The organism is Streptomyces sp. NPDC090083 (assembly GCF_044747445.1).
Classification (GTDB): domain Bacteria; phylum Actinomycetota; class Actinomycetes; order Streptomycetales; family Streptomycetaceae; genus Streptomyces.
Genome location: NZ_JBIVED010000003.1, coordinates 677,418 through 703,481 on the forward strand (window position 1 = coordinate 677,418; position 26,064 = coordinate 703,481).

Below are 26,064 nucleotides of genomic sequence, written 5' to 3' on the forward strand. Positions count from 1 at the left end.
GTTCATGTCAGGGATACATCCAGGTTCAGAAGTCGCCTGAACGCCACCCGGGGCGCCCGCGCGGGGCGGCGTACCAGGGTGAGTCTCGGCAGTCGGGCGATCATGCGGCGCAGCAGGGTCTGCGCCTCGAGCCGGGCCAGCGGTGCGCCCAGGCAGTAGTGGATGCCCCCGCTGAAGGCGAGGTGGGTCAGCTTGCGCCGGGGGGCGAAGGCGTCGGGGTCGGCGCACCGGGCGGGGTCGCGGTGGGCGGCCCCCACCATGAGGTGGACCATCTCCCCGGCGCGGACCTCGGTCTCCTCCAGGCGGCAGTCCTGGGAGGCGACCCGGCTGATGACGTGGGTGGGAGGGTCGTAGCGAAGGGTCTCCTCCACGAACTCCGGGACCAGGTCCGGGTGTTCGGCGAGCAGGCTCCAGCGGCCGGGGTCCTCGACCAGCAGGAGGACCATGGTCGACAGCAGTGTCGACGTCGTCTCCAGCGCGGCCAGCAGGACGAACAGGGCGAGGAAGTAGACGCCTTCGTCGGCCTTGTCCCGGTCCGGTTCGAGCTCGTCCCAGGTGCGTATCCACCGGGAGACGGGGTCGTCGCCCGGATGGGCGCGCCGGTCGCGCACCAGATCGAGGAAGTAGACCCGCAGTTCCGCCATGGCGGCGTCGGAGCGGGCCAGCTGGCTGGCGTTCGGGAGCAGTTCCTGGGTGAAGACCTGGTCGTGGGTCAGTTCCCGCAGCCGGGGCCAGTCCGCGCTGGGTATCCCGAGCCAGTCGCCGATGGTGGCGACCGGGAGTTCCTCGCTGACGAGTTCCGCGAAGTCGGCCTCCCCCGCGTGCAGCCGCTCGTGCAGGGTGTCGAGAAGACGGTCGACGATGTCGTTCACCCGTCGGCCGATCTGCTCGACGGTGGAGCGGTCGAAGGTGCCCGCCGACCGGCGCACCCGGGTGTGCTCCGGCGGGTTGAGGGCGGGCATGGTCCGGCTGATCTCCTGGGAGGAGGGGGCGCTCCAGCGGGTGCGCGCGCCCTGCCGGGCCCTCCAGTCGGTGTCGGGTTCGAGCCAGAGGCCGTTGCGCAGTACCTGGTCGCAGACGCCGTAGCCGGTCACGAGGTGACCGCCCCAGGGCGCGGGGCTGACTGTGCCGCGCGCCCTGAGTTCCGCGTAGATGGGGAAGGGATCGGCCTGTCCGTCGGCCGTCCGGAGACGGGAGAACAGGGAGACGGTGGCCCGACGGTCCGCTGTCGGAGTCGTGACGCTTCCCACGATGGTGGCTCCTCTCTGCCAGCCGCCATTCGTACCCGTGGGATGTTTGAATCATCCAATAACACAGTGTTTTCGTAGGGTTACCTACGTCACTCGCTCTTCACGTCACTCACCATTCACCCAGGCACGGAACCGGCTGAACATGCCCCCCTTGGGGCGCGGAGCGGCGTGCGCGGCCGGCCGGCCGAACGAGGCCGGCTGCGGCACCGCGGCGGGCGACTGCCCGACCTGCGGAACGGACGGCCGCGCCGGGCGGGGCTTGGCCGCCGACGGCACCGCGCGCGGGCTGTACCGGATGGGCACCGTCACCAGCTGGCGGCTCCACGGCGCCGGCACCCACGCCAGCTCCTTGAAGGGGACGCGCATCTCGACGTCGGGCAGCCGGTTGAGGAGCGACTCCACGGCCGTGGCCGCGATCATGAACGCCGGGTCCTTGGCCGGGCACGCGTGCGGACCGGCACCGAAGGCCAGGTGGGCCTTGGAGCTGAGCTGTTCGCGGTGCGCGGTCAGCTTCGGGTCGTTGTTGGCGGCGGCGAAGGAGATCAGGACCGGGTCGCCCGACTGGAGCGTCCGGTCGCCCAACTCGACGTCCTGCGTGGGGTAGTGGGCCGCGTAGTTGGCGATCGGCGCGTAGTTCCACAGCGTCTTCACGACCGCGTCCTCGACCGGCAGACCGCTCGGCCAGTCGTCGCTGAGGTACAGCGCGGCGCTGGTGCCGATCGAGGCCGTCAGGGGCGCGGTCCCGCCGGAGAGCAGGGTGACCAACTGGTGCAGCACCTCCTCGTCGGTCAGCCGGGAGGAGTGCACCATCAGCTGGGTGGTGAGGTCCTCGCCGGGCTGCCGGCGTTTGAGGGCGATCAGTTCCACGAGCGCGCCGCCCAGCGTCTCGTCGGCACCCGGGATGCCCTGGAAGATGCCGGTGATGCCCGCGATCACGCGGTCGCCGAGCTCCGGCGGGCAGCCGAACAGTTCGCCGAAGACCAGCAGGGGCAGCGGCTGGGCGTAGGCGGCCATCAGCTCCGCCTGCCCGAGGGCCTCGGAACTGAACTGGCTGATCAGGTAGTCGGCCGACTGCTGCGTCAGCCGGACGAGCCGGCCCTGGTCGACGGTCGCGAGGGAGTCCGTCACCGCCTGCCGCAGCCGGGCGTGCGCCGCGCCGTCGCTGAACAGGGCGTTGGGCCGGTAGCCCATCATCGGCAGCGCCGGACTGTCCGCGGGCACCTGCCCGTCGTTCAGCGCGTTCCAGCGGCGCGAGTCCCGCACGAACAGCGTCGGGTTCTGCAGGATGTACAGGCTGGCGTCGTAACTCGTCACCAGCTCGACCTCGACGTCCGGCGCGATGTCGACCGGGGCGCTCGGCCCCAGCGTGCGCAGCCGGGCGTAGGTGCTCTCGGGGTCGGAGCCGAAGTCGGGCCCGTACAGCGGGACGTTGCCGTGCGCGGGGCAGCCGGCCGGTGCCCCGGACGGGTCGAAGGGCTGTTGCATGCTGGCTCCTAGCCGAGTGAGGACAAGAGGTGCTTCACGAGGGTGATGAGTGCCTGCATCGAGGAGTCCTGGTCACGGACGTCGCAGTGGATGACCGGGGTCTCCTCGGCGATGTTGAGTGCCTCGCACACTTCGTCCAGCGGGAACTGGTGCTTGCCCTCGAACGTGTTGACGCCGATGACGTAGGGCAGACCGAACGCCTCGACCAGGTCGAGGACGGGGAACGTCTCCTCCAGCCGCTCGGGGTCGGCCAGGACCAGCGCCCCCAGCGCTCCCCGGGACAGCCCCTCCCACATCTGCTTGAACCGCTCCTGGCCGGGGGTTCCGAAGATGTAGAGGACCAGGTCCTCGCCGAGGGTGAGACGCCCGAAGTCCATCGCCACGGTCGTGGTCGTCTTGTCCGGGGTCTCGGAGATGTCGTCGAGCCCCTCGCTGGCCTCGGTGATCTCCTCCTCGGTCTGCAGCGGCTCGATCTCGGAGACGCTTCCGATGTACGTGGTCTTCCCGACCGCGAAGTGGCCCACGACCAGGATCTTCACGGAGCGGGAGACGTCGGGATCCAGATACACGGGACTACGCTCCGGTTCGAATTCGCATCAGGCCGTCGAGCACGGCGGTCAGCAGGACGGGGTCGTGGCGTTCGGCGTGCGGCACCGGGTCACGCACATGGATCAGACCGTCCTCGGCCATCTGTGCCAGCAGGATGCGGACGATGCCCAGGGGCAGCCGGGTGTGCGCGGCGACCTCGGCGACCGAGAGGAAGCCGTCCGCGATCAGGTCCATGACCGTACGGGCCTCGGGCGACAGCGTGCGGGCCGCCGTCAGGGCGCCGTCCTGGGCGGTGATGATCGTGGTGTGCTCGTACTCGCTCTCCCGCGGCAGGGCGCGACCCTGCGCGATGACGAAGAGTGGGACTAATGGGGCCGTGAGTTCCAGCTCGCTGTCCAGGTCGTCACGCATCGCCCGTCCTTCCTCCGCGGGCGGCCGACCCGGCGGTGAGCGCCGGCATCGTGTCGCCCAGACGTACGGTGAATTCCTCGATGTCACAACCGTGTTCGGCCGCCGCCGCGAGGAAGGCGCCCTCGCCCGCCGCGATCAGGAACACCCAGCCGTGCTCGAACTCGATGACCGTCTGCATCCATTCGTCGTCCTGCTGGCCGCCCGCGAACGGCGCGGTCGCCCGGCTGTACGCGTGGATGCCCGTCATGGCCGCCGAGATCGTGTCCGCCAGGTTCCTGCCGATGCCCGCGCTCGCCCCGCGCGGCAGACCGTCCGCGCCGAGCAGCAGCGCGTGCAGGGCGCCCGGCACCGACGCCACCGCCTTGTCCAGCTCCGCGAGCAGGAAGACCCCGCCGCCCTCCGCGTCGCGCTGTGCCGAGGCGGCGTCCACGCTGTGCGCCGCGTCACCGGCCGTCACCCGCGGCGGCGCCGTGAGGTTGTTGCCCAGCCGGGAGACCAGCCGGTTCATCCGGAACGAGAGCTGCTCCATGTCCACGTCGGGCTCCGCGGCGGCGGCCAGATAGGCGCCCTGCCCGGCGCCGATCAGGAACACCCAGCCGTGCTGGAACTCGATGACCGTCTGGATCCACTGCCGGTCCTTGGCCAGCCCGGCGAAGTGGGCGGTGGCCCGGCTGAGCGACTGCATCCCCGCCATGGCGGCGGAGATGGTCCGCACGTCCTGTCCGGTCAGGTCGTCCGTGGACCCGCGCGGAATGCCGTCCGCGGACAGCACCACGGCGTGCCGTGCTCTCGGCACGTTGTCCACGATGTCCTGGACCATCCAGGACAGGTCTGCTGTACTCATGCGTTTTCGGACCCTCCGGGCGTCTGGGTGTCGAAGGAGGCCGTGTCACGCGCGGACTGCGTACCGCGCTGCAGGGCCGCCAGGCTGCCGGAGCCGCGCCGGGCACTCCGGCGGGGCGACTGCTCTCCACTGCTGGGAAGACCGGTGGGCGACATCCGGGATCCGCGCTTGGGCAGACCGCCCGCCGTACGCGCCGACCGTCCGGTCTCCATCGGCCGGATGGTGCTCACGGGCGCCTCGGTGGCCGGCGGCAGGGTCTCCTCCATGGTCCACAGCTCCTCGGGCAGAAGGACGACGGCCCGGACGCCGCCGTACCGGGAGACACCGGTGACATCCACCGTGAAGCCGTGCTGACGGGCGATCAGGCCGATGACCGGGAAGCCGAACTTCGGCTGGGTGCCCAGCTCGGACAGCTGCGGAAGGCCCTCTCCGGACAGCAGCGCGGTCGCCCGCTGCCGGTCCTCGTCGCCCATGCCGACGCCCGCGTCGTCGATGACGATGCACAGGTTCTTCTGGGCCTGGCGGAAGGTGACCTCGATCGGTGCGTCCGCCTGCGAGAAGCTGGCCGCGTTGTCGAGGAGTTCGGCGACGGCCAGGGCGACCGGCGCGACGGCGGAGGCCTTCAGCGCGATACCGCTGGGCTGCATGATCTCGACCCGCTGGAAGTTGCGGATCTGGCTCTGCGCGCTGCGTACGACGTCGTAGACGCTGGCCGGCTGGTTGCGGCGGCCCAGCGGGGCGCCGCACATGACGGCGATGCCCTGTGCCTTGCGGGCCATCTGGGCGTTGGCGTGGGTGATGTCCATCAGGTCGGAGAGGACCGCGTGGCCGCCGTACTCCCGCTGGACCCCGTCCAGCAGGGTGGTCTGCTCGGCCGCGAGGCTCTGCAGGAAGCGGGCGGCGCCCTTGAGGACCGCCTTGGTGTTCTCCTCGGCGGCCTGCCCCGCCTCGCGGATGACACCGTCCTGTTCGTCCCGCATCGTCACCAAGGCGGCCTGGGCGCGGTCGAGTTCACCCTGCGTGTACCGCAGCCGCGCTTCGAGCGCCGCCTCGGATTCCTTCTTCTTCCTCTTCAGGGCTCTGCTGCGGAGCACGAGAGCCACGACCGCGGCTGTGGCTATCACCGCTATCGCAACCAGGCACCAAAGAAGCACGTCTTGAGTCATGGAAACCTTTCCCGGCGCGTGGCGTGCAGGCGTCATCGAGTACGCCTTGCAGGGATCCGCAACCCGTCCAGGGGACTGCATGGCTGGTCGACGCGGAGGGGTGACCGCGTTCAGACTCGAAGTCTGACCAAAAGTGGATCAAGGTCGCAGACGGCGGAATGCTATCACCGTCAACCGACGCCTCAGAGTTCACTCCATCGGGTTTCACGGAGTTAACATGCCTGCTGCGCAAGGGGTGTTGGGAGGACGGAGACGCCGGCGCGTCCGACGTCGCAGGGTATCGCCCCCGCCGCTCTGATATGGGCGACGAGATGTCCCGTAATCGCCGACTGTGCTGCGGTCGCACCGTGTTGGTTCGGCCGTCTCCACCACTTCCTCACCCGATCCGCGCGCAACCGGCATGCGCGGGCGGCCCGATGCACGGCCCGGCGGACCGCCCGACGGACGGTCCGATTCGGCTCGGGCGCCTTTTCGGGCTATGCTGGATCTTGAGCCCGTCGCCGTAACTCCGGTCGACTGGTGCTGCGTTGGTGGTCCAAGGAAAGACGCCCCGCTTCCCGCGGGGAAATGCAGGTGCAAGGCCTGCCCGGCGCTCGATCGACAGGGGCTGTTCCGCACACGGTGCGGGACAGCCCCTGTTCGTCGTCCGGGGTGAACGGCCGTCCCGGCGCCCCCGTACCCCCTGCCATGACCCAGCGGACCCGCACGACGCGCCAGGCCCACACGACGAGCCAGGTCCACCGACCCGCCCGACGCTCCACCTCCCGCCTCCGCAGAGGCGCCGCCCTCGCCCTTCTTCCCCTGGCCGTGGCCTGCGGTGGAGGCGAGGCCGACGACGCCGACCGCAAGCGCGCGGCGCCGGCCTCGGCGGCGGTCACCGCCGCTCCCGAGGCCGGAGTCGTGGCCCCCGCCAAGGTCGAGGTCATCGCCGGGCTCACCGGGTGCACCGCCGAGATCCGGATCGACGCGGACGAGCTGCGGGAGGGGGTCTGCCGTACGGAGCTGGGGGAGTACCGGATCACCACCTTCCCCGAGGAGCGGTTCAAGGTGACCTGGCTGGACAGCGCGGCCGTCTACGGCGGCAAGTACCTCGTCGGTACGCGGTGGGTGGTCAGCGCGCAGCCCGAGCTGCTGGCGGGGTTCCGGTCGCGGCTCGGCGGGACCGTGCGGGAGCTGCGGGGCACGGGGGCCGCGACGGCGCCGTAGTCACCCCTCCGTCCGGAGGTGCCGCAGGACCTCGTCCACCGTCAGGCCGTGGTCGTCCTTGTCGTCCGCCCAGCGGCCCAGCACCGCCGCCGCCCCGTCCGCCATCTCCGCGGGCAGTCCCGCCGTGCGCAGTGTCGCCGCGATCTCCCCCAACTCCGGTGCCCAGCGCCAGGCGCGGGCCGCGACGCTGGGGAGCTGGTCGGTCTCGGCGAGGATGTTGGCCGTCAACGAGGCCGCCTCGCGGGCGAGTTCGGGGCCCACGCCGTGGTGCGCGGCGAGGGCGTGCGACACGGCGGCCAGGACGCGCGCCGACTTCTGGTACGACGCGTACGCCATCTTCAGCGCCGACGCGGCACCGATCTCCGCGTCCAGGGGACGGGCCACGACCTGGGTTCCCTCGAACGCGCCTGCCAGGCGGGCGACTTGCTCGCTCTCCCCGCTCAGGTACAGGCGGGGCGCGCTGTCCGGTCCCGGCGGGCCGCCGACGATCGAGCCGTCCAGCATCGGCACACCCCGCTCCGCGCACGCCGCCGCGATACGCCGGGTGCGGTCCGGGCTGATCGCGTTGGCCTCCACGTACACGCCCCGGAAGGGGTGCGCGAGGACCTCGCGCGCCACGTCCTCCGCCGCGTGCGGCGGGCACACCGAGAGGACGAAGTCGCTTGCGGCGAGGGCGGATGCGAGGGAGTCGGCGGGCTCCAGGCCTGCTGCGCGGGCCCGTTGGAGACTGGCGGGACTCCGGCCTGTGGGGACGTACAGCACCCGGGTGCCCGTGCGGGTCGCCTCGCCGCCCGTCCTCGCGCCCATGGCCCCGGGATGTAGCAGCGTGAAAGTGGTCGTCATGGGCCTCACCGTACGGACTTGATGTTGTCGGGAGTCGCGAGGGCGAGTGCGGGGCATAGGAGAGGGGCATAGGAGATATGAGCCTCGGGAGGGCGCCATGAACCGACAGATCCGCGTTCGCGTCAGTCGCCGGCCCATCACGCCCCGCGACGACACCATCGACCGCAGGACGCCGTCGGGGCGCCTCCTGCCCTACTGAGCGGCCCGAACCCTACAGAGGCGACTGCCAGTTCACCGTCGTCCCGTCCGTCCCTCCGTCGTCATGGACCCGCAGTCGTACGGCGTCCCGGCCGTCCGGCAGGGGTCTGGTCACGTCGATCGTGATCTCCAGGCGGGTGACGCCGGTCCGGTGGGACGCGGCGGTGACGGCGCGGCCGAGGGCGGTCAGGAGCGGGGCCGCCACCCGGTCGGGGACCAGGGTGTCCACCGCGCCCTCGAAGTGCGTCGAGGGCGCGAAGCCGAGGATCGCCGACGCGGTCGCCGTCTCGCGAAGTACCTTGCCCCGCAGGGACGTCGGGGCCTCCGCCGGAGGCTGCTGCAGGGCGAAGATCGCCGTGCGGACCTCCTGGACCGTCGACTGGAGTTCGTCGACGGCGCGGCCGAGGAGGTCGTGCGCCTCGTCCGCCTCCGTGGTTCTGCGCTGCGTGGACTCCAGCATCATGCCGGTGGCGAACAGGCGCTGGACCACCAGGTCGTGCAGATCGCGGGCGATCCGGTCCCGGTCCTCGTAGACCGCGAGGCGTTCCCGGCTGTGCTGCGCGTCCGCCAGGACCAGCGCGAGCGCGGCCTGGGACGCGAACTGTGTCGCCAGCAGGCGTTCCACGGCCGTGTAGGGGCGGTCGCCCGGCCGGCGGGGGAGGGCGAGGGTGCCGATGAGGCGGCCCTCCGCCTGGAGCGGCAGCATCATGCTCGGGCCGAACCGGTGCCGTACGTGCGTCGTCATGCGCGGGTCGGTCGCCGAGTCGTCGATGAACACCGGTTCGCCGCCCAGGAGTTGGACCAGGACCGGGCTGCCGGGCGCGATGGTCGTACCGACGAAGTCGCCCGGGTCGTCCTGGGCGGAGGCGGTGACGATCTCCATGCCGCCCGCCGGGGTGGGCTGGAGGATCACGCCCGCCGCCGCGTCGGCCAGTGCCCGGGCGCCCTCCGCGACCGTGGCCAGCGCGTCGGCCGCCCGCTCGCCGGTGAGCAGCGCGGTGGTGACGGCCGCGGCGCCCTCGATCCAGCGTTCGCGCTGCCGGGCCGTCTCGTACAGGCGGGCGTTGCCGATCGCGATGCCGGCCTGCGCCGCGAGGACGTGCAGGAGCTGCTCGTCCTCGGCGGTGAAGGGCGCGGAGTGCTGCTTGCCGGCGAGGTGGAGGTGGCCGAACACCTCGTCGTGGACGTGGATCGGCACACTGAGCACCCCGGCGGGCGGCGGCTCGGTCCCGCCGGTGCGGATCTCGGTGAGGCCGTCCTGCCCGGGGTCCGTGGTGCCGAGCGCCGCGTACCGTGCGCCGGTCAGCTCGGCGGCGCCGTCCACGATGTGCTGGAGCGTGGTGCGCAGTTCGAGCTCCGAGCCGACGCTCAGCACCGCTTCGAGCAGCCGGGAGAGGTCGGGGACGCTGTCACGCGGGCCGGCCGGGCCCGGTCTCAGGTGGTCGCCAGCGGGTCCAGGACCAGCGGCTCGATCTTGCCCTCCAGCATGTAGCCCAGTCCCTGTACGGCGCACACGTCCGGCCGTTCCGCGATGTGCACCGGCATCCCGGTGGCCACGCGCAGCATCTGGTCGAAGCCGGGGAGCAGCGCGCTGCCGCCGACCATCATGATCCCGCGGTCCGCGAGGTCGGCCACCAGGTCGGGCGGGCAGTTGCGCAGCACCCGGCCGATCCCGTCGAGCACGGCGGTCAGCGGGGTCTCGATCGCGTCCCGGACGGCCGCGGTGTCGACCCGTACGGAACGCGCGAGGCCGCTGGCCACGTCCCGCCCGTGGATCTCGGTGGTGGTCGGGCCCTGCTGGGTGAGGCCGTTGCCGGACAGCGCCAGCTGCAACGGTCGTACGGACTGGCTCGGGAGCATCAACTCGTGCTCGTGGCGCAGGTGTTGGACGATCGCGTGGTCCACCGCCTCACCACCCACCGGGATGCGCTCGGCGGTCACGATCGAGCCGAGGGAGAGCACGGCGACCTGGGTCGCGGCGGCCCCGCACACCATGATCATGGTGGCCTCGGGCCGTTCGACCGGCAGCCCGCAGCCGACGGCGGCGGCGATCAGCGTGTCGACCAGCTCCACCCGGCGCGCCCCGAGTCCGACCAGCGTCTCGATCGCGGCCCGCTGCGCCAGGGGATCGGCGTCGTGCGGGGTGCAGGCGGCGGCCCGCAGCCGGGGCTTGCGGCGCAGCGCGCGGCGCACCTTGTCGCCGATCAGGTGGCGCAGCATGCGCTGTGCCATCTCGATGTCGACGACCGTGCCGCCGGACACCGGCCGCACCACCCGGATGTAGTCGGGCGTACGGCCCGTCATCTTCTCCGCGAACTCTCCAACGGCGATCAGCGCGCCGGTCCGGGTGTTCACGGCGGCGGCGGACGGCTGGTCGACGACGAGCCCGGCGCCCTTGACGTAGACACGGGTACGGGCGGCACCCAGGTCGACGGCGAAATGGCAGCGTCGCAACTGCTCCAGACTGACGGTCATGGCAGGTTCTCCCGAGAGCACGGACCGGGGCGTCGCCGGGCGGCGGGCCTCTTTCGCATCGTGCGGGGGCGGTGGGGCGGGCGCGCCTTGTGGTGGGCCGGGCGGGGTGCCGCTAAATGGGGGTATTTGTCTGTAATGCCCGAATTAAAGAATGGATAAAGGGCAGGGGAGGCCGCCCTCGTGACGCCGTGTCGGGGCCGCTCGCCCCATCCGGTCCATGAGGTCCGGATCAGGTCCGGTCCGGCCAAGTCCCGCGGGTGGAAACGGAGTTGGCGGGCCGTCTACCGGGCATCCTCCGGCGGCCTCTCCAGGATCGCGGCACCCGTGCCCCCGCCCCGGCCGCCCGCGTGCCGTCCGCGTGTCGTCCGTGACGAGGGCCGGGGTCTCCCGGGCCGGGAGGCGTTCAGTCGTGGGTCAGGGAGCGCTTCAGGATCTTCCCCATGTCGTTGCGGGGGAGCGCGGAGAGGTGGTGGACGACACGGGGGCGTTTGTGCGGGGCGAGGCGGGACGCCACATGCTCGGCCAACTCGGGCAGCCGGGGCGGGGACTGGGGGTCCACCGGGACGATCCAGGCCACGATGCGCTCACCGAGGTCGGGGTCCGGTTCGCCGGTGACGGCGGCCTCGCGGACCCCGGGGTGTTCGAGGAGCGCGTTCTCGATCTCGCCCGCGCCGATCTTGTAACCGCCGCTCTTGATCAGGTCGGTGGCCTTGCGGCCGACGATCCTGACATAGCCGTCGGGGTCGCGCACGGCCATGTCGCCGGTGCGGAACCAGCCGTCGGCGGTGAAGGCGGCGGCGGTCGCGTCGGGCCGGTTGAGGTACTCGGTGAAGAGGTTCGGCCCGCGCACCTGGATCTCGCCCACGCTCTCGCCGTCGTACCGGGACAGCGGGGTGCCGTCGTCCTCGACCAGCCGGAGTTCCACCCCGCGCACCGGGACGCCGACCGTTCCGGCGCGCGGCCGGCCGTCCGCGCGCACGCTGGTGTTCATCAGGGTCTCCGTCATGCCGTAGCGCTCGATGACGCGGCGGCCGGTCGCCGAGGCGATCCGTTCGTGGTCGTGGACCGGGAGCGCGGCCGAGCCGGAGACCAACAGGCGTGCCCGGCCGAGGGACTTGACGAGTTCGGGGTCGTCGGGGAGGGACTCGGCGATGCGGTGGTACATCGTCGGGACGCCGAACATCATCGTCGCCCCGTCGTTCAGCTCCCGTGCCACGCCCGCCGTGCTGAAGCGGCCCAGGTGCCGCACCGAGCCGCCGAGCCGCAGCGGGCCCAGGATGCCCAGCACCAGCCCGTGCACATGGAACAGCGGCAGCCCGTGCACCAGGACGTCGTCGCCGGTCCACTCCCAGGCGTCGGCGAGCGCGTCCAGCGTCGCGGCGACCGCCCGGCGCGGGATGACGGCACCCTTGGGCGGGCCGGTCGTGCCGGAGGTGTAGACGACGAGGGCGGCGTCCTCCTCGCCCGGGGAGACGTCGGGACCGGCCACCCCGGCACCCCGCACGTCGATGTCGACCCGCTCCAAGTGCCCGAGCGCGGACGGAAGTTCGTCGTCCGGGGCCGCGAGGACCAGGGCCGGTGCGCTGTCCGTCAGGATGTGGCCGAGTTCCTTCTCGCCCGACCTCGGGTTGAGCGGCACCGCGGCCACCCCGGCCCGCAGTGCCGCCACGACCGCGACGGCCGTCTCCAGCGAGTTGGTCGCCCACACGGCGACCCGTCCCGCGCCCGCGCACCGGGCCGCTAGGGCGTCGGCCGCCGCGCCCAGCTCCGCGTACGTCAGGGACCGGTCACCGAACCTGAGCGCGGGCCGGCCGCCCGGCTCGGTCAGGGCGGGAAAGAGGGTGGACACGCGGTGCTCTCCTCGGTCGTCGGGGACAAGGGTCCCCAACCGTCGGGGACACCCCCGTTCCTACACCACGTCCGCCACCACACAACTGATGTTGTCCGGACCCCCTGCCGCGTTCGCCGCGTCGACCAGGGACCGTACCGCCTCCTCCGGATCCGGGCCCGCGGTGAGGAGTTCACGGATCCGCTGCTCGGGCACGACCCCGGTCAGGCCGTCCGAGCACAGGAGGTAGCGGTCGCCCCGGTGGGCGTCGTGGAGTTTCAGGTCCGGCGTGCCGACCGTCAACGCCTTGAGCAGCATGCTGCGTTGAGGGTGGGTGCCGGCCTCCTCCGGCGTCAGCCGGCCCTCGTCGACGAGCGACTGGACGACGGAGTGGTCGTGGGTGATCCGGAACAGCCCGCCGTCGCGCAGCAGATACGCCCGCGAGTCCCCGATGTGCACCAGCGCCAGCTTCGAGCCCGTCCACAGCAGCGCGGTCAGGGTCGTGCCGTTCTCCCCGGGACCGGCCACGTCACGGACCGCCTCGGTGGCACCCCGTACCGCCTCCTCCAGCAGGTTGAGCACATTGCCGGCGGGCAGTTCCTCGGTGTCCAGGAAACGCAGCGCCTCGACGGCCGCCCCGCTCGCGGGCGCGCCCGCCGGGCCGAACCCGTCGGCGACCGCGAGCAGCCGGGTGCCCGCGTAGGCGGTGTCCTGGTTCGAGGGGCGGACCAGACCGCGGTCCGAGTGCGCGGCATACCGCAGCTCCAGCATGGTGGTGTCCTTTCCCGGTACGGCCGGCCCGGCCGCGAGATGGTCGACGAGGAACCCGGCGAGGTCGCGCCGTTCCGCCGTCTCCGCCTCGACCCGCGCCCAGAAGGCACGGATCTCGCGGGCGGCGGCGGCCGGTTCGAGGGCACACACCTCACGGATCCCGGCCAGCGGCATCCCGAGCCGCCGCAGCCACGCGACCAGCCGCGCCCGCTCCAGCTGGTCCGCCGCGTAGTACCGGTAGCCGCTGTCGGGGTCCACGCGCGCCGGCCGCAGCAGCTCCAGCTCGTCGTACAGCCGCAACGCCTTGGGCGACAGCCTGCACGCCCGCGCGAAGGCCCCGATCGTCAGCATGTCCGCGCCTTTCATGCGCACCTCGGCCTCTCTTTGGTTCCGGCACCGATGCTGGGGGTTCACCGAGGGGGAAGGTCAATCCGGTTGCCGCGGTCGCGGTCGCCGTGGTTACCCTGCCGAGACGATCTGCCGCCGACGACCGTCCCATGTCCGCCGGACGACCGCCGGACGACCGCCGAACGACCGCCGTACGAAGCTGGAGGCTCCCGTGCCCCGAATCGCGCTCGCCACCTACGACCCCGGAAGCGGGCCCAGCAAGGACCGGGACCTGCCGGTGCTGGTGGAGGCGCTGCGGGCGGCCGGGGCCGAGGCGGTCGCCGCGCCCTGGGACGACGCCGGGACCGACTGGGGCGGCCACGACCTCGTGCTCATCCGCTCCACCTGGGACTACAGCTGGCGGCCCGCCGAGTTCCTGGCGTGGGCCGAGCGGACCGCGAAGGCGACCCGGCTCCTGAATCCGGTGCAGGTCGTGCGGTGGAACACCGACAAGCGCTACCTCGGCGACCTCGCGGCGGCCGGCGTGCCCGTCGTGCCGACCCGCTACCTCGCGCCCGGCGACCCGGCCGGCCCCGCCGAGCTGCCGGACGACCACGAGTACGTGGTCAAGCCGACCTCGGGCGCGGGCGCCCGCTTCGCCGCCCGCTACACGCCCGACCGGCACGAGACGGCCGTACGGCAGCTGGAGCGCATGCACGCGGAGGGGCTGACCGCGATGGTGCAGCCGTATCTGACGAACGTGGACGTCAGCGGGGAGCGGGCGCTGCTGTTCTTCGGGGGCCGGCTGGTGCACGCCTCGCGGAAGGGGGCCGTGCTGGCGCGCGGGACGGCGTACGACGACGACAAGGTGTCGCACCCGGACCTGGAGCCGTGGACCGCGACCGAGGCCGAACGTGCCGTCGCCGAGCGGGCGTTGGCCGCCGTACCGGACTCCCCGGAGCTGTTGTACGCGCGTGTGGACCTCGTCGACGGGCCGGACGGGCGGCCGTGTGTGATGGAGCTGGAACTCGTCGAGCCGAACCTCTTCCTGCATCTGCATCCCGAGTCCTCGCTGGCCGCGGTGGTCGACGCGGTGCTGGGGGCGGCCGTCAGCCGCTGACCGCCGTGCGCTGGAGGAGCCCCCAGGTGAACTCCGCCGCGCACGCGTGGCGTACGCCCCGCGCGTCCGGGGCGGTGAAGGCGAGGCCCCACCGGGTGGGGGCCGTGCCCTCCAGGGGGCGGGCGGGAGCGAAGGCGCGGGCCGCCTCGTCGACCGTGCAGGACCAGGGGGTCAGGTCGTCGAGGGTGCGGAGGGCGGGGCCTTCGGCGCCCGGGGCGCGGACCAGCCACGCGTTCCACACCGCGCCGTTCGGGGCCGTCAGCACCTCGAAGCGGAGGTCCGGCCAGAGGGGCAGCGCCCACAGCCGGGCCTCGCAGTCCAGGTCGCCGATCCTGCGCCGCACGGTCGCCTCGGGGGCGCCGAGGACCGAGCGGTAGCGCGCGGCGGCGGCCCGGCCGCGCGGGGCGTGCAGCATCGCCTGCCACCGCCTGTTGGCCTCGCGCATGCCGGCGATCGAGACGCCCAGCTCATGACGGGCGTCCTCGACCAGGTCCGGGTTGTGGTCCGCCATGCGGCGCAGCAGGACGAGCTGGAGGTCGAGAGGGCCGAAGGGGGCGGCGGGGCGTTTCGCGGCGGGCATGCGATCCATCGTCGCGCACACCGCCGACACCCGGGGCGCGGCCGTCGGACGCGCGCCGCGCGCACCGCCGGTGCGCGGTCGGCCGGGAGGTGTCGGGGCCGTTCGGTAGTCACATGGTCACCCGACCATTGCCCGGGCAACCCAGTATGGCTAGCCTGTGTTCGTCATGCCGATCGCCAGTTGAAATTTCGAACACAGCGCGACACCGCCACGCGTTCACGCCCAGATCAGCCACTCACAGACACCAAGAAGGGGGCCGGTTGTGGGACGCCTCGTACCTGCCGTGACCCGGGCTCTCGACATTCTCGAGCTCTTCCTCGACGGGGACGGGACGCTCTCCGCCCCCGACATCGTGCGCAAGCTGCAACTGCCCCGCACGACCGTGCACGAACTGGTCACCACCCTCGCGGCCCGGTCGTACATCGTGCCCGTGCCAGGACAACCCGGACGTTACCGGCTGGGTGTGCGTCCGTACCAGCTCGGGAGCCGATACGCCGAGCAGCTCGACCTCGCCGCCGAGGGACAGCAGGTGGCCCGGTCCGTCGCGGAGACCTGCGACGAGACCGTGCACGTGGCCATCCTCGAAGGCACCGACGTCATCTACATCGCCAAGGTCGACTCCACGCACGCGGTGCGCATGGTGTCGGCGGCCGGACGCCGGCTCCCCGCGCACTGCACCTCCGTGGGCAAGATGCTGCTGGCCGCGCTGCCCGACCCGGAGCTCACCGCGCGCATCCCGGCGAACGCGCCACTGGCCGCGATGACGCCCAACAGCATCACCGACCCGGACGCCCTGCGGGTGGCTCTCGCCGAGATCCGCGAGCGGGGGATCGCCGTCGAGAGCCGAGAGTCGAACCCGGACGTGTCCTGTGTCGCCGCGCCGGTCCGGGACCGCACCGGACAGGTCGTCGCCGCGCTCTCCATCTCCGTCCCGATGATCCGCTGGAGCGACGAGCGGCGGACCGAACTGGAGCAGCTGGCCGCGAAGGGCGCCGTCGAACTCTCGGAGCGGCTCGGACACCGGAGTGTGGGATGACCTACGAAGTGGCGGTACGGGCCGAGGCGACCCTCGGCGAGGGGCCGACCTGGGACGCGGCCGGCGGGCGGCTGATCTGGATCGACATCCTCGGGTGCCGGGTGCACACGTACGACCCCGTCTCGGGGGTGCGGACGGTGCGGGTCACCGAGCAGCACGTGGGGGCCGCGAAGCCCCGGGCCGGTGGCGGGCTCGTCCTCAACCTGCGTGACGGGATCGGACTCCTCGACGCCGACGGCGAGTTCAGCTGGCTGCACCGGGAGGTCGTGCCGGGGCGGCGGGCGAACGACGCGGCCGTCGCGCCCGACGGGGCGCTGTGGGCCGGCACGATGCGGTACGACGAGGCGGCGTGCGGCGGGACGCTGTCCCGGGTCACCGGCGACGGCTCCGTGCGGCTCGTCCTCGACGACGTCGCGGTGAGCAACGGGACCGGGTGGAGCCCGGACGGGCGGCTGATGTACTACATCGACTCGCCCACCCGCCGGATCGACGTGTTCGCGTACGCGGACGGGCGGGTCGACAGCCGGCGCCGGTTCGCCGAGATCGAGCCCGGCGCCGGGTTTCCCGACGGGCTCACCGTCGACGCGGACGGGTGCGTGTGGGTGGCCCTGTGGGGTGGCGGCGCGGTGCGGAGGTACACACCGGACGGGGAGCTGGACCGGGTCGTCCCGCTGCCGGCCTCGCTGGTCACCGCGTGCGCGTTCGGCGGCCCGGACCTGACCGACCTGTACGTGACGACCGCGCGGGTGGGGCTCGACGCGCCGCATCCGGTCGCCGGGTCGCTGCTGGTGGTGCCGGGGGCGGGCAAGGGACTGGCGCCGGTCGCGTTCGCGGGCTGACGGTCCGGGCTGCGGATACGGCCCCGCGTCCCTAGGGACGGCTCAACCCGGCCAGGGTCCGGCGTTCCGACGGAGTCAGCGGCGGGTCGGAAAGCCGGGGCAGGAGTGGGCCGTTGAGGGCCGCGAGCAGGACGTCGGGGCGCAGCAGCGCCGAGGCGTCCGACTCCATGCTCGTCACCGACGACAGGGCCGCCGCCGCCGGGTAGGAACCCGTCGCCGTCTTGAGGAGACGGCGGGCGTAGCGGGCGGCCAGGCGGTCGGCCCTGGTGGGGGCCGGGCCCTTGGTGTCGGGGTACCAGATGTCCTGGCCCACCGCCATCGACCAGGCGCCCTCCACCGGGGCCGCCAGGGCACGCTGGACGGTGGTGGAGAGGCCGGGGGCCGTGAAGCCGTCCCGGTCCAGGGCCTGGGAGAGATTCCGGGCGCCCAGCGCGGCCACCGACATGCCCTGGCCGTAGGCCGGGTTGAAGGTGGCGAGGGCGTCGCCGAGGACGATCAGGGCCTCGGGCCACGCGCGGACCTTCTCCAGACGGCGGCGGACGTTCCGCGTGCTGTGGCTGGTGTGCACGTCGGTCAGGGGCTCCGCGCCGGAGAGCAGGCGGGCGAGGATCGGATGCGGCAGATCGCGTATGTACTGGAAGAAGCCCTCCGGGTCCGCCGGGGGCTCCGCGCCGCGGGTGCCCGCGAGGCTGACCATCCAGCGGTCGCCCTCGATGGGCAGGACCATGCCCGCGCGGCCGGGGCGGGACGCGTAGGGGTCGGCCTGGAGGATCGTGAGGGGGAAGTGCTCGGCGCCCTCGGGGCGGCGGTAGATCCGGGTCGCGTTGACGAGGCCGGAGTCCACGATCCGTTCCTCGACGCCGGTGACGCCGAGGGCCTCCAGCCAGTGGACGACACGGGAGCCGCGCCCGCTCGCGTCGACCACGAAGTCGGCGTCGAGTTCCGTCTCCCCGGCCTCCGTCGAGACACGGACGCCGGTGACCCGGCGGGCGTCGCCGAGGAGCGCCAGCCCCCGGCCATGACGGATCACGGTCTTGGTCTCGGCGAGGACCGCCTCACGGACCACCCAGTCCAGCAGCGCCCGGCTGCAGGTGAGCATGCGCGGGCCCGCGTGCCGCCAGCGGCGCAGCCAGCCCTCCGGAGTCAGCGCGAGGAGGCCCGAGTTGAGGGAGATCTCGTGGGCGCCCGCATCGAGCAGCCGCTCCCGCATCGGGACGCCCGGTACGAGATCCTCCATCGCGGCCAGGCCGCCGGACATCAACAGGTGGGCGTGGCGGCCCTGCGGGAGACCCCTGCGGTGTTCCGGTCCGGCGGGCAGCTCGTCCCGGTCGAGCACGATCACCTCGTCCGCGTGGGCGGACAGCGCGGCGGCGGCCAGCACGCCGGCCAGTCCGGCACCGATGACGACAGCTCTCCGCGACATGCGGCTCCTCAAGTCGGCCCGGGAACAAGGAGGTTCGGGCGCGTGGATCAGTGCGGGGTGGCCTTCACCGTACCCTCCGGTACGGCCGCGGTGACACGGGAGCGGGCGAGCGCCCGCGCCAGCTCGACCAGCCCGCCGGTGTCGGAGACCTCCGTGGCGTAGAGCCGGTAGGTGCTCGGTCTGCCGAAGGGTTCCTCCCGGGCGGCGGCGCGGCGGGCCGCGTCGGCCACCATCGCCGCCTCCGCGACCATCCGGGCCTCGTGCGCGGAGCGGCCCGCGTGCAGGGCGGCCTCGCGGGTGCGCTCGCGGACCCGGTCGTCGAAGTACGGGGCGAGTGCCAACAGGGCGTCGTGGATGGACACTTCGCGCCAGTGCAGCCGCATCCGGGGCAGCTGCCAGAGCGTGCTGGGCGGCTTCGGCGCGATCGACGCGAACCGTATCTCCGACCAGAGCGGGCCCAGTCCGCGCAGGTCGTCGAGGTAACGCCAGTGGGCGCGGGCGGTGGGCAGCAGCCGGGGCAGCACGAAGCCCATCGAGCAGGTCAGGGCGGCCAGCGAGGCCATCGGCGGCGCGACCCCGGTGGACAGGAAGTCGAGGTCGTGGCCCGACCAACGGGCCACCACCGCCGTGTACTTGACGAGCTGGAAGCCGACCACGTCCAACAGGGTGCCGACGAGGATCAGTTGGAGGCCGGTCCGGAGCAGGCCGGTGACCTCCCGGGCCCAGCTGACGCACACCGCGCACATCGCGAGGGTGGCCGCGCTGTGCCCGAGGAGGTAGAGCACGATCATCTCGCGCATGTAGGGCGTGTTGGCGTAGTAGGTGTCGAGGTCGGTGAGCCGCTCGGTCCTCGGGTCGGCCAGCGCGAACAGCACGACGATGGCGACGATCAGCGCGCCGTAGGCGGCCATGCTGCGCAGCACCAGGCGGCGGATGCGGTCGGGGGAGCCGCCCCGCCACTGGAAGAGCAGCACCAGCAGGGAGCAGCTGTACGCGGAGATCATGCCGTAGGTGAGCGGGGCGCCGAAGTTGGCGACGCCGGTGAGGCCGTTGACCGCGCTCAGGGTCGGCGGCGCGGCGCAGACCAGGCCCAGGGCGCCGAGGACGATCGCCACGCAGGTGGTGACGGTCAGCGGGTCGCGGGGGAAGCTCGGCGGGCGGCGCAGCAGGACGGTGCAGGACAGTCCGAAGACGGCGGCGGCGAGATACACGATGAGGCTCATGCCCGTGAACTCCCTTCCGTCGTACCGGCGCGGACCCGGGCGGCGGCGACGAGAGGGGAGTGGGCCAGGGCGTCGGCGATCGGCACGAGGAGGGCGGTGCCGGGGGCGCGGTCGGGGAGCCGGCCCGGTTCGTCGGCGGGCAGGAGGTGCGGGTCGCGGTGGCGTTCCTCGGCCGCGGCGGCGGCGACGACCGCCGCCCACGCGGTCGCCTCGGCCTGCTCGGGGTCGCCCGAGGTGTGGGCCGCCGCCTCCAGCGTCCGCTCGTACAGGGCCGGGTCGAAGAACGCGTCGAGGTGGCCGAGCGCGTTGTGGATGCTGGTCTGCCGCCACACCAGCCGGGTCGCGGGCGAGGACCAGCGCGGCCGGGGCAGCCGTAGCGCTCGGCGGGTGAGGAGTTCGTCCAGTTCACGCTCCAGCGGCTCCAGCCGGGCGTACGTCCGACGCGCCCGCCGCCACCGGGTCAGCCGGGGGCCGCCGAGCGGCATCAGCACACCGACGACGATCAGGACCGCGCCCAGCCCGGCGGCGGCCGGTGACACGGTCGTCCCGAGTTCCGTCCAGTCGAGTCCGCACCAACGGGCGATCACCGCCGCGAACTTGGTCACGCTGTAGCCGGCGCCGCACAGCGAGCCGATGCCCAGCGTGATCAGTCCCGCGCGCAGCCAGCCGTCCACCTGGCGCGCCCAGCGCAGCGAGGAGACCGTGGTGACGCTGACGGCGACGAGGTGTCCGCACAGGTACAGCACGATCATCTCGGTGATGAACGGCGTCCTCGCGTAGTAGGTGTCGAGGTCGGTGCGGCGCTCCACCGGGGTGTCGCCCAGCGCGAACATCACGGCGATGCCGACGAGGACGAGGGTGTAGGCCACGATCCAGCGGCGGGCGGTGCGGTGGACGTGCGGTCCGCCCCGCCAGTACACGAAGAGCACCTGGGAGGACGCGCTGTACGCGGTGATCGACGCGTACGTCAGCGGCGCGGCGAGGTTCGGGACGCCGCTGAGCTGGTTGACCGCGCCGACGGTGGGCGGCGCCCCGAGGAAGAAGCAGGTCCCGGCCAGGCCGAGGAGCACGCAGATGACGCGGAGGTAGGGGTCGCGCCAGTGCCGTAGGAGATCCGGGGCTTTCACCAGCAGGCCGAGCCACAGCAGGCCGCAGCTGAGGTAGTTGATCAGACCGCTCATTTTCTGGTCCCGCGGTAGTTGAGGGCGGCTCCGATACGCCCGGCGAGCCCGTCCTGGCCGTCGTCGTCGCCCACGGCCGGGCCGTGCGCGGGGTCGGCTGTGGCGGCGGCCTCCAGCCAGGGCCGCAGCCGTCCGCTCATCAGCATGCCGAAGCGGTCGGCCTCCTGTTCGTCGGCGAGGCTGAAGTCGGTGCGGGCGGCGACGGGTTGGGGGCTGCCGTCGGGGCTGGACACGGGCTGGGCGGTGCGCTGGTGCATGTGCCACACCTCGTGGCAGAAGATCACGATCTGGTGCCAGGCGGCGGCCCGTTTGTCGATGACGATGACGTCGTGGGTGTCGCCCTCCAGCCAGAGACCACTGGCGGTGTGCGGCGGGAACACCTCGCGGCGGACGACGACTTCACGCCCCCGCCAGCGCGTCACGGAGTCCACCAGCGCGTCGAACAGGGCCTCGGGTTCGGCCGGGACCGGGACGCGCATCGGGTCGATGAGGGCGGCGGCGAACCGACGCATCTCCTTCTTCGTGCGCACCGCTGCAATATGCCAGGACATTCGCCGACTCAGCCACCTCACGGTCGCCGCGGAAGCAGGAAGCGGGAGGCTTCCGCGGGGTCTGCGGAGTGCGCCGGTCCCGGTGCGGGGCCGGACTGCTCCGTGGGGCCGGCTTCCTGCTCCGCGCTCCGAACGGCCGCGCGCACCGCGTCGATCGCGTCGCGGTGGCGCAGGGCGCGGGAGACGGGGCCGAGTTCCTGGAGGAGGTCGGCGGTGTCGGGGTGACCGGTGGGGTGCCCGGGGGCGGGATCGACGGCGTCGAGGATCGCCACCGCGGCGGCCAGCGCCTTCGCGCGGGGCGGGGCCCAGCCGAGGGCGAGGGCGGCCTGGTGGGCGCGGGTGCGGAGGTCGTCGTCGAGGTGGCGGGCGAGCGGGAGGAGGACGTCGCGGATGTACGTCTCCCGCCGGATCAGCCGGAGTTCGGGCGCCGCGAAGAGCATGAGGGGGACGCCGTCGCCGTCGACGGAGCGCATCAGGACGTAGAGCGGCCGGAGTTGGTGGTGGGCGAGGCGGACGCGGAGGCGGCCGTGCAGGTACTGGCCGGTGTGCGGCAGGATGAAGCCGACGGCGATCAGGATCGCGCCGAGGCAGGCCGCGCAGGGCGCGATGTCGGTGCTGAGGGTGTCGAGGTCGTGTCCCGTCCAACGGGCCGCGACCGCCGTGAGTTTGGCGAGATCGAACCCGAGGTTCAGCGCGTAGCCCGCGCCCAGGAACGTCAGTCCCCAGCGCAGCCAGCCGTGCAGGCCGTCCGCGCGGACCCAGTTCCAGATGAGCCGTCCGGTGATCAGTACGGCCACGGTGTGCCCGAGGAGGTAGAGCACGATCATTTCGCGCATGAAGGGCGTGTCGGCGTAATAGGTGTCCAGGTCCCGGACCCGCTCGACGGGCGCGTCGGCCAGCGCGAACAGCACCCACAGCGCCACGATCACGCCCGCGTAGACGGAGATGACCCACCGTCTCGCGCGCCGGGTCGCGTCCGAGCGCTCGGACAGGCCGTTGCGCCAGGTCACGATGAGCAGCAGACCGGCCCCGCTGAACGCGGTGAGCAGTGAATACACCCACGGCGCCGAGAGGTTGGGCACGCCCGTGACCCGGTTGGTCCAGGTGATCACCGGCGGCATCACGAACACGAACACCGCGCAGGCGAGCAGCAGCAGTCCGCCGACCGCCCGCAGCAGCGGTTCCCGCCACAACCGGATGATCGCCGGCAGCTTCAGCGCGAGGGCGGCGCCGAGGACCGCGGTGGGGATCCACGCGAAGGACGTGTACAGCTCGCCGAGGAAGGTCGTCACCACGTCGTGCGCTCCCCTTCCCGCCGTCCGCCTGCCAGGCCGGTCCGAGGTTACGCGCCCACAACTGGCGACGTCATGTCCTCCGGTGGCCGTTGTGGGACCGGGAACGACCGCTGTGTCCGGAAAACGCCCCCGGGAATGAACAGTGCACTGTGTTCAACCCATTGACGCGGAAGCGCTTCGATTTTACGGTCCCGTTCGAAGTTGCGAGCGTTGTACGACATGTCGAACGTGACGGGATCTCTACAGTGAGGGCAGGGCATGGGACCACCTGACCTGAATCGCAGGCGACTCCTCGCCACCGCGGGCGGCCTCGCGGTCGCGGGCAGCTTCGGCTTCGCCGCCCTGGGCACCGGCGCCGACGCACTCGCCTCCCACGCCCGCACCCGGGTGCGGTACTGGAACCTCTTCAGCGGCGGCGACGGCGGCAACATGGTCGCGATGGTCGACGCCTTCCAGCGGGCCACCCCGGACGTCGCGGTCAAGGCGTCGACGCTCACCTGGGGCGGCCCCTACTACACGAAGCTCGCCATGGCCGCCGCCGGCAGCCGCGCACCCGACCTCGCCGTCATGCACCAGGGCCGCGTGCCCGGCTTCGCGCCCGGCCGGCTCCTGGACCCCTGGGACCTGGACCTGCTCACCGAGTACGGCGTGAAAGAAGCCGACTTCAACCCGGTCCTGTGGCAGCGCGGCATCGTCGACGGCAAGCTCTACGCCCTGCCGCTCGACATCCACGTCCAGCTGAACTTCTACCGCACCGACGTGTGCAGAAAAGCCGGACTCCTCGACGCCGAAGGGAAGTTGCCCTCCGCCACCTCCACCGACGACTGGTTCGCCATCCTCAAGTCGGCGCGGAAACAACTGAAGTCGGGCGAACAGACCCTCGGCCTGCACGCCAACGACCAGAACTTCTCCTGGTGGTTCTTCGTCGCCTTCTACCAGCAGCTCGCGGGCACCTACTTCGACGACGCCCGCACCGAGGTCACCTTCGACACCCAGAAGGCCACCCGGGTACTGGAGTTCTTCCGCCGGCACGTCACCGACGGCTACGCGATCGTCGGCGCCACCGACGCCGAGGCCTTCCTCGCCGGATCACCCTTCACCTGGGAGGGCGACTGGTCCGTGCCGTACTACAGCGGCCAGAAACTCGGCTACGGCGCCCAGCCGCTGCCCCCCGTCTTCGGCACCCCCGCCACCCACGCCGAGTCGCACTCCTTCGTGCTGCCCCACCAGGCCGGCCGGGGCGGCGCCGCCAACGAGGGCGCCTACCAGCTCGCCGCCTACCTCGTCACCCACGCCACCGCCTGGGCGGGCGGCGGCCATGTCCCCGCCTACCTCCCCACGTTCAAGGACCCGGCCTACCTCGGGCTCACCCCGCAGGACGAGTACTCCCGGCCGGCCATGGAACACCCCGCCACCGAACCCCACATCTGGTTCGCCGGCTCCACCGGCATCCTCGCCCAGCGCATCGGCCCGATCATCGCGGCCTCCAACCTCGGCTCCACCAAGCCCGACGCGGCGGCCCGGAAGATGAAGTCGGCCCTGGAACAACTCCTCGCGATGAAGAACCCCATGGACGGCCACACCGCCGCCCAGGAGCTGACGGGAGCCGGATCATGACCGCCACCGCGGCACCCGCCACCACCCTGCGCCCCCGCACGGCCGCCGCCACCGACTCCGCCCGCCTGCGCTGGGGCCGCCGTTTCCAGCACGGCGGCTGGTTCGTCGCCCCGTTCTTCGTCCTCTACGGCCTGTTCGTCCTCGTCCCCGTGGTCCGCGGCCTCTACCTCAGCTTCACCGACGCCAACATCTCCGGCGACCACACCGGCTTCGTCGGCCTCGCCAACTACCGCGAGGCGCTCGGCGACGACCTCGTGTGGTCCTCGCTGTGGCACAGCGTCAAGTTCACGCTGTGGGTCGTCCCGATGATCGTCGTGGTCGCCCTGCTGATGGCGCTGATCGCCCACCACACCGTCCACTTCAGATGGCTGTGGCGCCTCTGCTTCTTCGCGCCGTTCCTGCTCCCCTCGGCGGTCGTCGGCAACCTCTGGTGGTGGCTCTTCCAGCCCACCAACGGCATGGTCAACCACGTCCTCGGACTCCAGACCCCCTGGCTCGCCCAGAAGTCCACGGCGCTGCTCGCGGTCGTCATCGCGACCCTGTGGTGGACGGTCGGCTTCAGCTTCCTCCTCTACCTGGCCGCCCTCCAGAACATCCCGCACCACCTCTACGAGGCGGCCGAGCTGGACGGCGCCAACGCCTTCCAGCGGCTGATCCACATCACCGTGCCCAACCTGCGCACCATCACCGGTCTGGTCCTCGCGCTCCAGATCCTCGCCTCGCTCCAGGTCTTCGACCAGGCCGTCGTCATGTACCAGTTCGGCCCGGGCCCCGAGGAATCGACCCGCACCTTCGTGCAGTACACCCTCGAACAGGGCTTCACCAGCTACCGCGTCGGCTACGCCTCCGCGATCTCCTTCGTCCTGTTCCTCATCATCGCGGCCGTGGCCCTCGGCCGTATGTGGCTGCTCCGCCGCCGCGAGGAGGAGACCCGATGACCGGCCCGACTCCCGTGCGCCGCAAGGCCCGCAGCACCTGGACCCCGGCCCAGGTGGCCCTGACGGCGGTGGCCGCCGCGCTCTCCCTGATCTGGCTCTCCCCGCTGGTCTGGGCCCTGTCCACGTCCCTCAAGACACCGACGGAATCGGTGGCGGCCCCGCACTGGATCCCCGACCACGTCACCCTGGAGTCCTGGAAAGCCGTCATCGACGCGGGCAACATCCCCAACTGGTTCGTGAACTCCGTCGTGGTCTCGGTCTGCGTCACCGTCCTGGTCCTCCTGGTCGCCTCCCTCGCGGCCTACGGCTTCGCCCGCACCGAGTTCCGCGGCCGGCGCGCCCTGATGGCGCTCACCATGGCCGGCCTGATGTTCTCCCCGGCGATCCTCGGCGTACCGCTCTTCACGACGGTCCGGTCGCTCGGGATGGTCGACACGTACTGGGGCATGATCCTCCCGCAGTGCGCGCCCGCGGCGATGGTCTACATCCTCTACAAGTTCTTCCGGTCACTGCCCAGGGAACTGGAGGAGGCCGCGTTCATCGACGGCGCGGGCCGCTGGCGGATCTTCCTCACGATCGTCCTGCCGCTGTCGAAACCGTCCCTCTCGGCGGTCGGCATCTTCACCTTCATCGCCTCCTGGAACAACTTCATCTGGCCGTACATGGTGACCAACAACCCCGACCTGATGACCATGCCGAACGGCATCGCCACCGTGCAGAACGCCTTCGGCATCGTCTGGCCGCAGCTCATGGCCGGCGGCCTCATCGCGGGCCTCCCGCTGATCGTCGTCTTCGTCTTCTTCCAGAGCCAGATAGTCCGGGGCGTGGCCCACACGGGCCTGGCCGGTCAGTGACTCACAAGCCGATGCTCGCGGGCGGCGGAGACCTCCTGCCGGCCACCCACGGCC

24 protein-coding genes are annotated in these 26,064 nt (G+C 72.1%); 7 read left to right on the forward strand and 17 right to left on the reverse strand.

Annotated features, from left to right (window positions below; translation table 11 throughout):
- Positions 1-2: 2 nt before the first annotated feature.
- The 6 genes from ACIPTO_RS14020 to ACIPTO_RS14045 all read right to left on the reverse strand — a co-directional run bounded on the left by ACIPTO_RS14020 (position 3) and on the right by ACIPTO_RS14045 (position 5,642).
- Positions 3-1,250 (reverse strand): cytochrome P450, encoded by a 1,248-nt coding sequence (locus tag ACIPTO_RS14020; protein WP_401191583.1) that lies wholly within the window; start codon positions 1,248-1,250, stop codon positions 3-5.
- A gap of 105 nt (positions 1,251-1,355) precedes the next feature.
- Positions 1,356-2,735 carry a cytochrome P450 gene (locus ACIPTO_RS14025; protein WP_366313830.1) on the reverse strand — a complete coding sequence of 460 codons (1,380 nt, stop codon included), beginning with the start codon at positions 2,733-2,735 and terminating at the stop codon, positions 1,356-1,358.
- 8 nt (positions 2,736-2,743) lie between these two features.
- Positions 2,744-3,304: an ATP/GTP-binding protein gene (locus tag ACIPTO_RS14030; protein ID WP_366313832.1), complete on the reverse strand. Its 561-nt coding sequence runs from the start codon at positions 3,302-3,304 to the stop codon at positions 2,744-2,746.
- 4 nt (positions 3,305-3,308) lie between these two features.
- Positions 3,309-3,695, reverse strand: a complete 387-nt coding sequence (locus ACIPTO_RS14035; RefSeq protein WP_366313834.1) for a DUF742 domain-containing protein — start codon at positions 3,693-3,695, stop codon at positions 3,309-3,311.
- Complete coding sequence (locus tag ACIPTO_RS14040) at positions 3,688-4,515, reverse strand: roadblock/LC7 domain-containing protein (protein WP_366314487.1); 828 nt, start codon at positions 4,513-4,515, stop codon at positions 3,688-3,690. The genes ACIPTO_RS14035 and ACIPTO_RS14040 overlap by 8 nt, the downstream gene beginning before the upstream one ends.
- 20 nt (positions 4,516-4,535) lie before the next feature.
- A complete protein-coding gene (locus tag ACIPTO_RS14045; protein ID WP_366313836.1) occupies positions 4,536-5,642 on the reverse strand; it encodes an ATP-binding protein in 1,107 nt (368 codons plus the stop codon).
- A 750-nt stretch (positions 5,643-6,392) separates the two neighbouring features.
- Between ACIPTO_RS14045 and ACIPTO_RS14050 the strand changes: the two genes are divergently transcribed.
- Positions 6,393-6,911 carry a hypothetical protein gene (locus tag ACIPTO_RS14050; RefSeq protein WP_401191587.1) on the forward strand — a complete coding sequence of 173 codons (519 nt, stop codon included), beginning with the start codon at positions 6,393-6,395 and terminating at the stop codon, positions 6,909-6,911.
- On the opposite strand, the gene ACIPTO_RS14055 is transcribed toward ACIPTO_RS14050, so the two are convergent.
- The 5 genes from ACIPTO_RS14055 to ACIPTO_RS14075 form a co-directional block, all read right to left on the reverse strand.
- On the reverse strand, positions 6,912-7,754 hold the full coding sequence (locus ACIPTO_RS14055) for a DUF1932 domain-containing protein (RefSeq protein WP_401191590.1): 843 nt from the start codon (positions 7,752-7,754) through the stop codon (positions 6,912-6,914).
- 211 nt (positions 7,755-7,965) lie between these two features.
- On the reverse strand, positions 7,966-9,327 hold the full coding sequence (locus ACIPTO_RS14060; RefSeq protein WP_366313844.1) for a GAF domain-containing protein: 1,362 nt from the start codon (positions 9,325-9,327) through the stop codon (positions 7,966-7,968).
- Between the two features lie 59 nt (positions 9,328-9,386).
- The gene (locus ACIPTO_RS14065) at positions 9,387-10,427 is read right to left on the reverse strand and encodes a rod shape-determining protein (RefSeq protein ID WP_366313846.1); all 1,041 of its coding nucleotides are present in this window, start codon (positions 10,425-10,427) and stop codon (positions 9,387-9,389) included.
- 403 nt (positions 10,428-10,830) lie between these two features.
- Positions 10,831-12,276, reverse strand: coding sequence for an acyl-CoA synthetase (locus ACIPTO_RS14070; RefSeq protein ID WP_366313848.1), 1,446 nt, complete (start codon positions 12,274-12,276; stop codon positions 10,831-10,833).
- Between the two features lie 60 nt (positions 12,277-12,336).
- Positions 12,337-13,377, reverse strand: coding sequence for a MerR family transcriptional regulator (locus ACIPTO_RS14075; RefSeq protein WP_401191593.1), 1,041 nt, complete (start codon positions 13,375-13,377; stop codon positions 12,337-12,339).
- A 208-nt stretch (positions 13,378-13,585) separates the two neighbouring features.
- On the opposite strand from ACIPTO_RS14075, the gene ACIPTO_RS14080 reads away from it, so the two are divergent.
- Positions 13,586-14,473: a hypothetical protein gene (locus ACIPTO_RS14080; protein WP_366314489.1), complete on the forward strand. Its 888-nt coding sequence runs from the start codon at positions 13,586-13,588 to the stop codon at positions 14,471-14,473.
- Here ACIPTO_RS14080 and ACIPTO_RS14085 read toward each other — a convergent pair.
- Positions 14,463-15,062: a hypothetical protein gene (locus tag ACIPTO_RS14085; RefSeq protein WP_401191596.1), complete on the reverse strand. Its 600-nt coding sequence runs from the start codon at positions 15,060-15,062 to the stop codon at positions 14,463-14,465. The genes ACIPTO_RS14080 and ACIPTO_RS14085 overlap by 11 nt on opposite strands.
- Positions 15,063-15,315: 253 nt before the next feature.
- Between ACIPTO_RS14085 and ACIPTO_RS14090 the strand changes: the two genes are divergently transcribed.
- Entirely contained in the window at positions 15,316-16,089 is a 774-nt protein-coding gene (locus tag ACIPTO_RS14090; RefSeq protein WP_366313854.1) for an IclR family transcriptional regulator, read from the forward strand.
- Positions 16,086-16,928, forward strand: coding sequence for an SMP-30/gluconolactonase/LRE family protein (locus ACIPTO_RS14095; protein ID WP_366313856.1), 843 nt, complete (start codon positions 16,086-16,088; stop codon positions 16,926-16,928). The genes ACIPTO_RS14090 and ACIPTO_RS14095 overlap by 4 nt, the downstream gene beginning before the upstream one ends.
- A 31-nt stretch (positions 16,929-16,959) precedes the next feature.
- Here the strand turns inward: ACIPTO_RS14095 and ACIPTO_RS14100 are convergent, their stop codons facing one another.
- The 5 genes from ACIPTO_RS14100 to ACIPTO_RS14120 are packed head-to-tail and all read right to left on the reverse strand — an operon-like array spanning position 16,960 to position 22,601.
- Positions 16,960-18,351: an FAD-dependent monooxygenase gene (locus tag ACIPTO_RS14100; RefSeq protein ID WP_401191600.1), complete on the reverse strand. Its 1,392-nt coding sequence runs from the start codon at positions 18,349-18,351 to the stop codon at positions 16,960-16,962.
- Between the two features lie 47 nt (positions 18,352-18,398).
- A complete protein-coding gene (locus ACIPTO_RS14105; protein ID WP_366313860.1) occupies positions 18,399-19,574 on the reverse strand; it encodes an MAB_1171c family putative transporter in 1,176 nt (391 codons plus the stop codon).
- Positions 19,571-20,755, reverse strand: a complete 1,185-nt coding sequence (locus ACIPTO_RS14110; protein ID WP_401191602.1) for an MAB_1171c family putative transporter — start codon at positions 20,753-20,755, stop codon at positions 19,571-19,573. Before ACIPTO_RS14110 ends, ACIPTO_RS14105 begins: the two co-directional genes overlap by 4 nt.
- Positions 20,752-21,285: a toxin gene (locus ACIPTO_RS14115; RefSeq protein ID WP_401191605.1), complete on the reverse strand. Its 534-nt coding sequence runs from the start codon at positions 21,283-21,285 to the stop codon at positions 20,752-20,754. The genes ACIPTO_RS14110 and ACIPTO_RS14115 overlap by 4 nt, the downstream gene beginning before the upstream one ends.
- Positions 21,286-21,323: 38 nt before the next feature.
- Positions 21,324-22,601, reverse strand: a complete 1,278-nt coding sequence (locus ACIPTO_RS14120) for a DUF6545 domain-containing protein (protein ID WP_401191607.1) — start codon at positions 22,599-22,601, stop codon at positions 21,324-21,326.
- A gap of 258 nt (positions 22,602-22,859) precedes the next feature.
- On the opposite strand from ACIPTO_RS14120, the gene ACIPTO_RS14125 reads away from it, so the two are divergent.
- The 3 genes from ACIPTO_RS14125 to ACIPTO_RS14135 are packed head-to-tail and all read left to right on the forward strand — an operon-like array spanning position 22,860 to position 26,010.
- Positions 22,860-24,218, forward strand: coding sequence for an extracellular solute-binding protein (locus ACIPTO_RS14125; RefSeq protein ID WP_401191610.1), 1,359 nt, complete (start codon positions 22,860-22,862; stop codon positions 24,216-24,218).
- The gene (locus ACIPTO_RS14130) at positions 24,215-25,156 is read left to right on the forward strand and encodes a carbohydrate ABC transporter permease (RefSeq protein ID WP_401191613.1); all 942 of its coding nucleotides are present in this window, start codon (positions 24,215-24,217) and stop codon (positions 25,154-25,156) included. The genes ACIPTO_RS14125 and ACIPTO_RS14130 overlap by 4 nt, the downstream gene beginning before the upstream one ends.
- Complete coding sequence (locus ACIPTO_RS14135) at positions 25,153-26,010, forward strand: carbohydrate ABC transporter permease (protein ID WP_401191615.1); 858 nt, start codon at positions 25,153-25,155, stop codon at positions 26,008-26,010. Before ACIPTO_RS14130 ends, ACIPTO_RS14135 begins: the two co-directional genes overlap by 4 nt.
- Positions 26,011-26,064 lie beyond the last annotated feature (54 nt).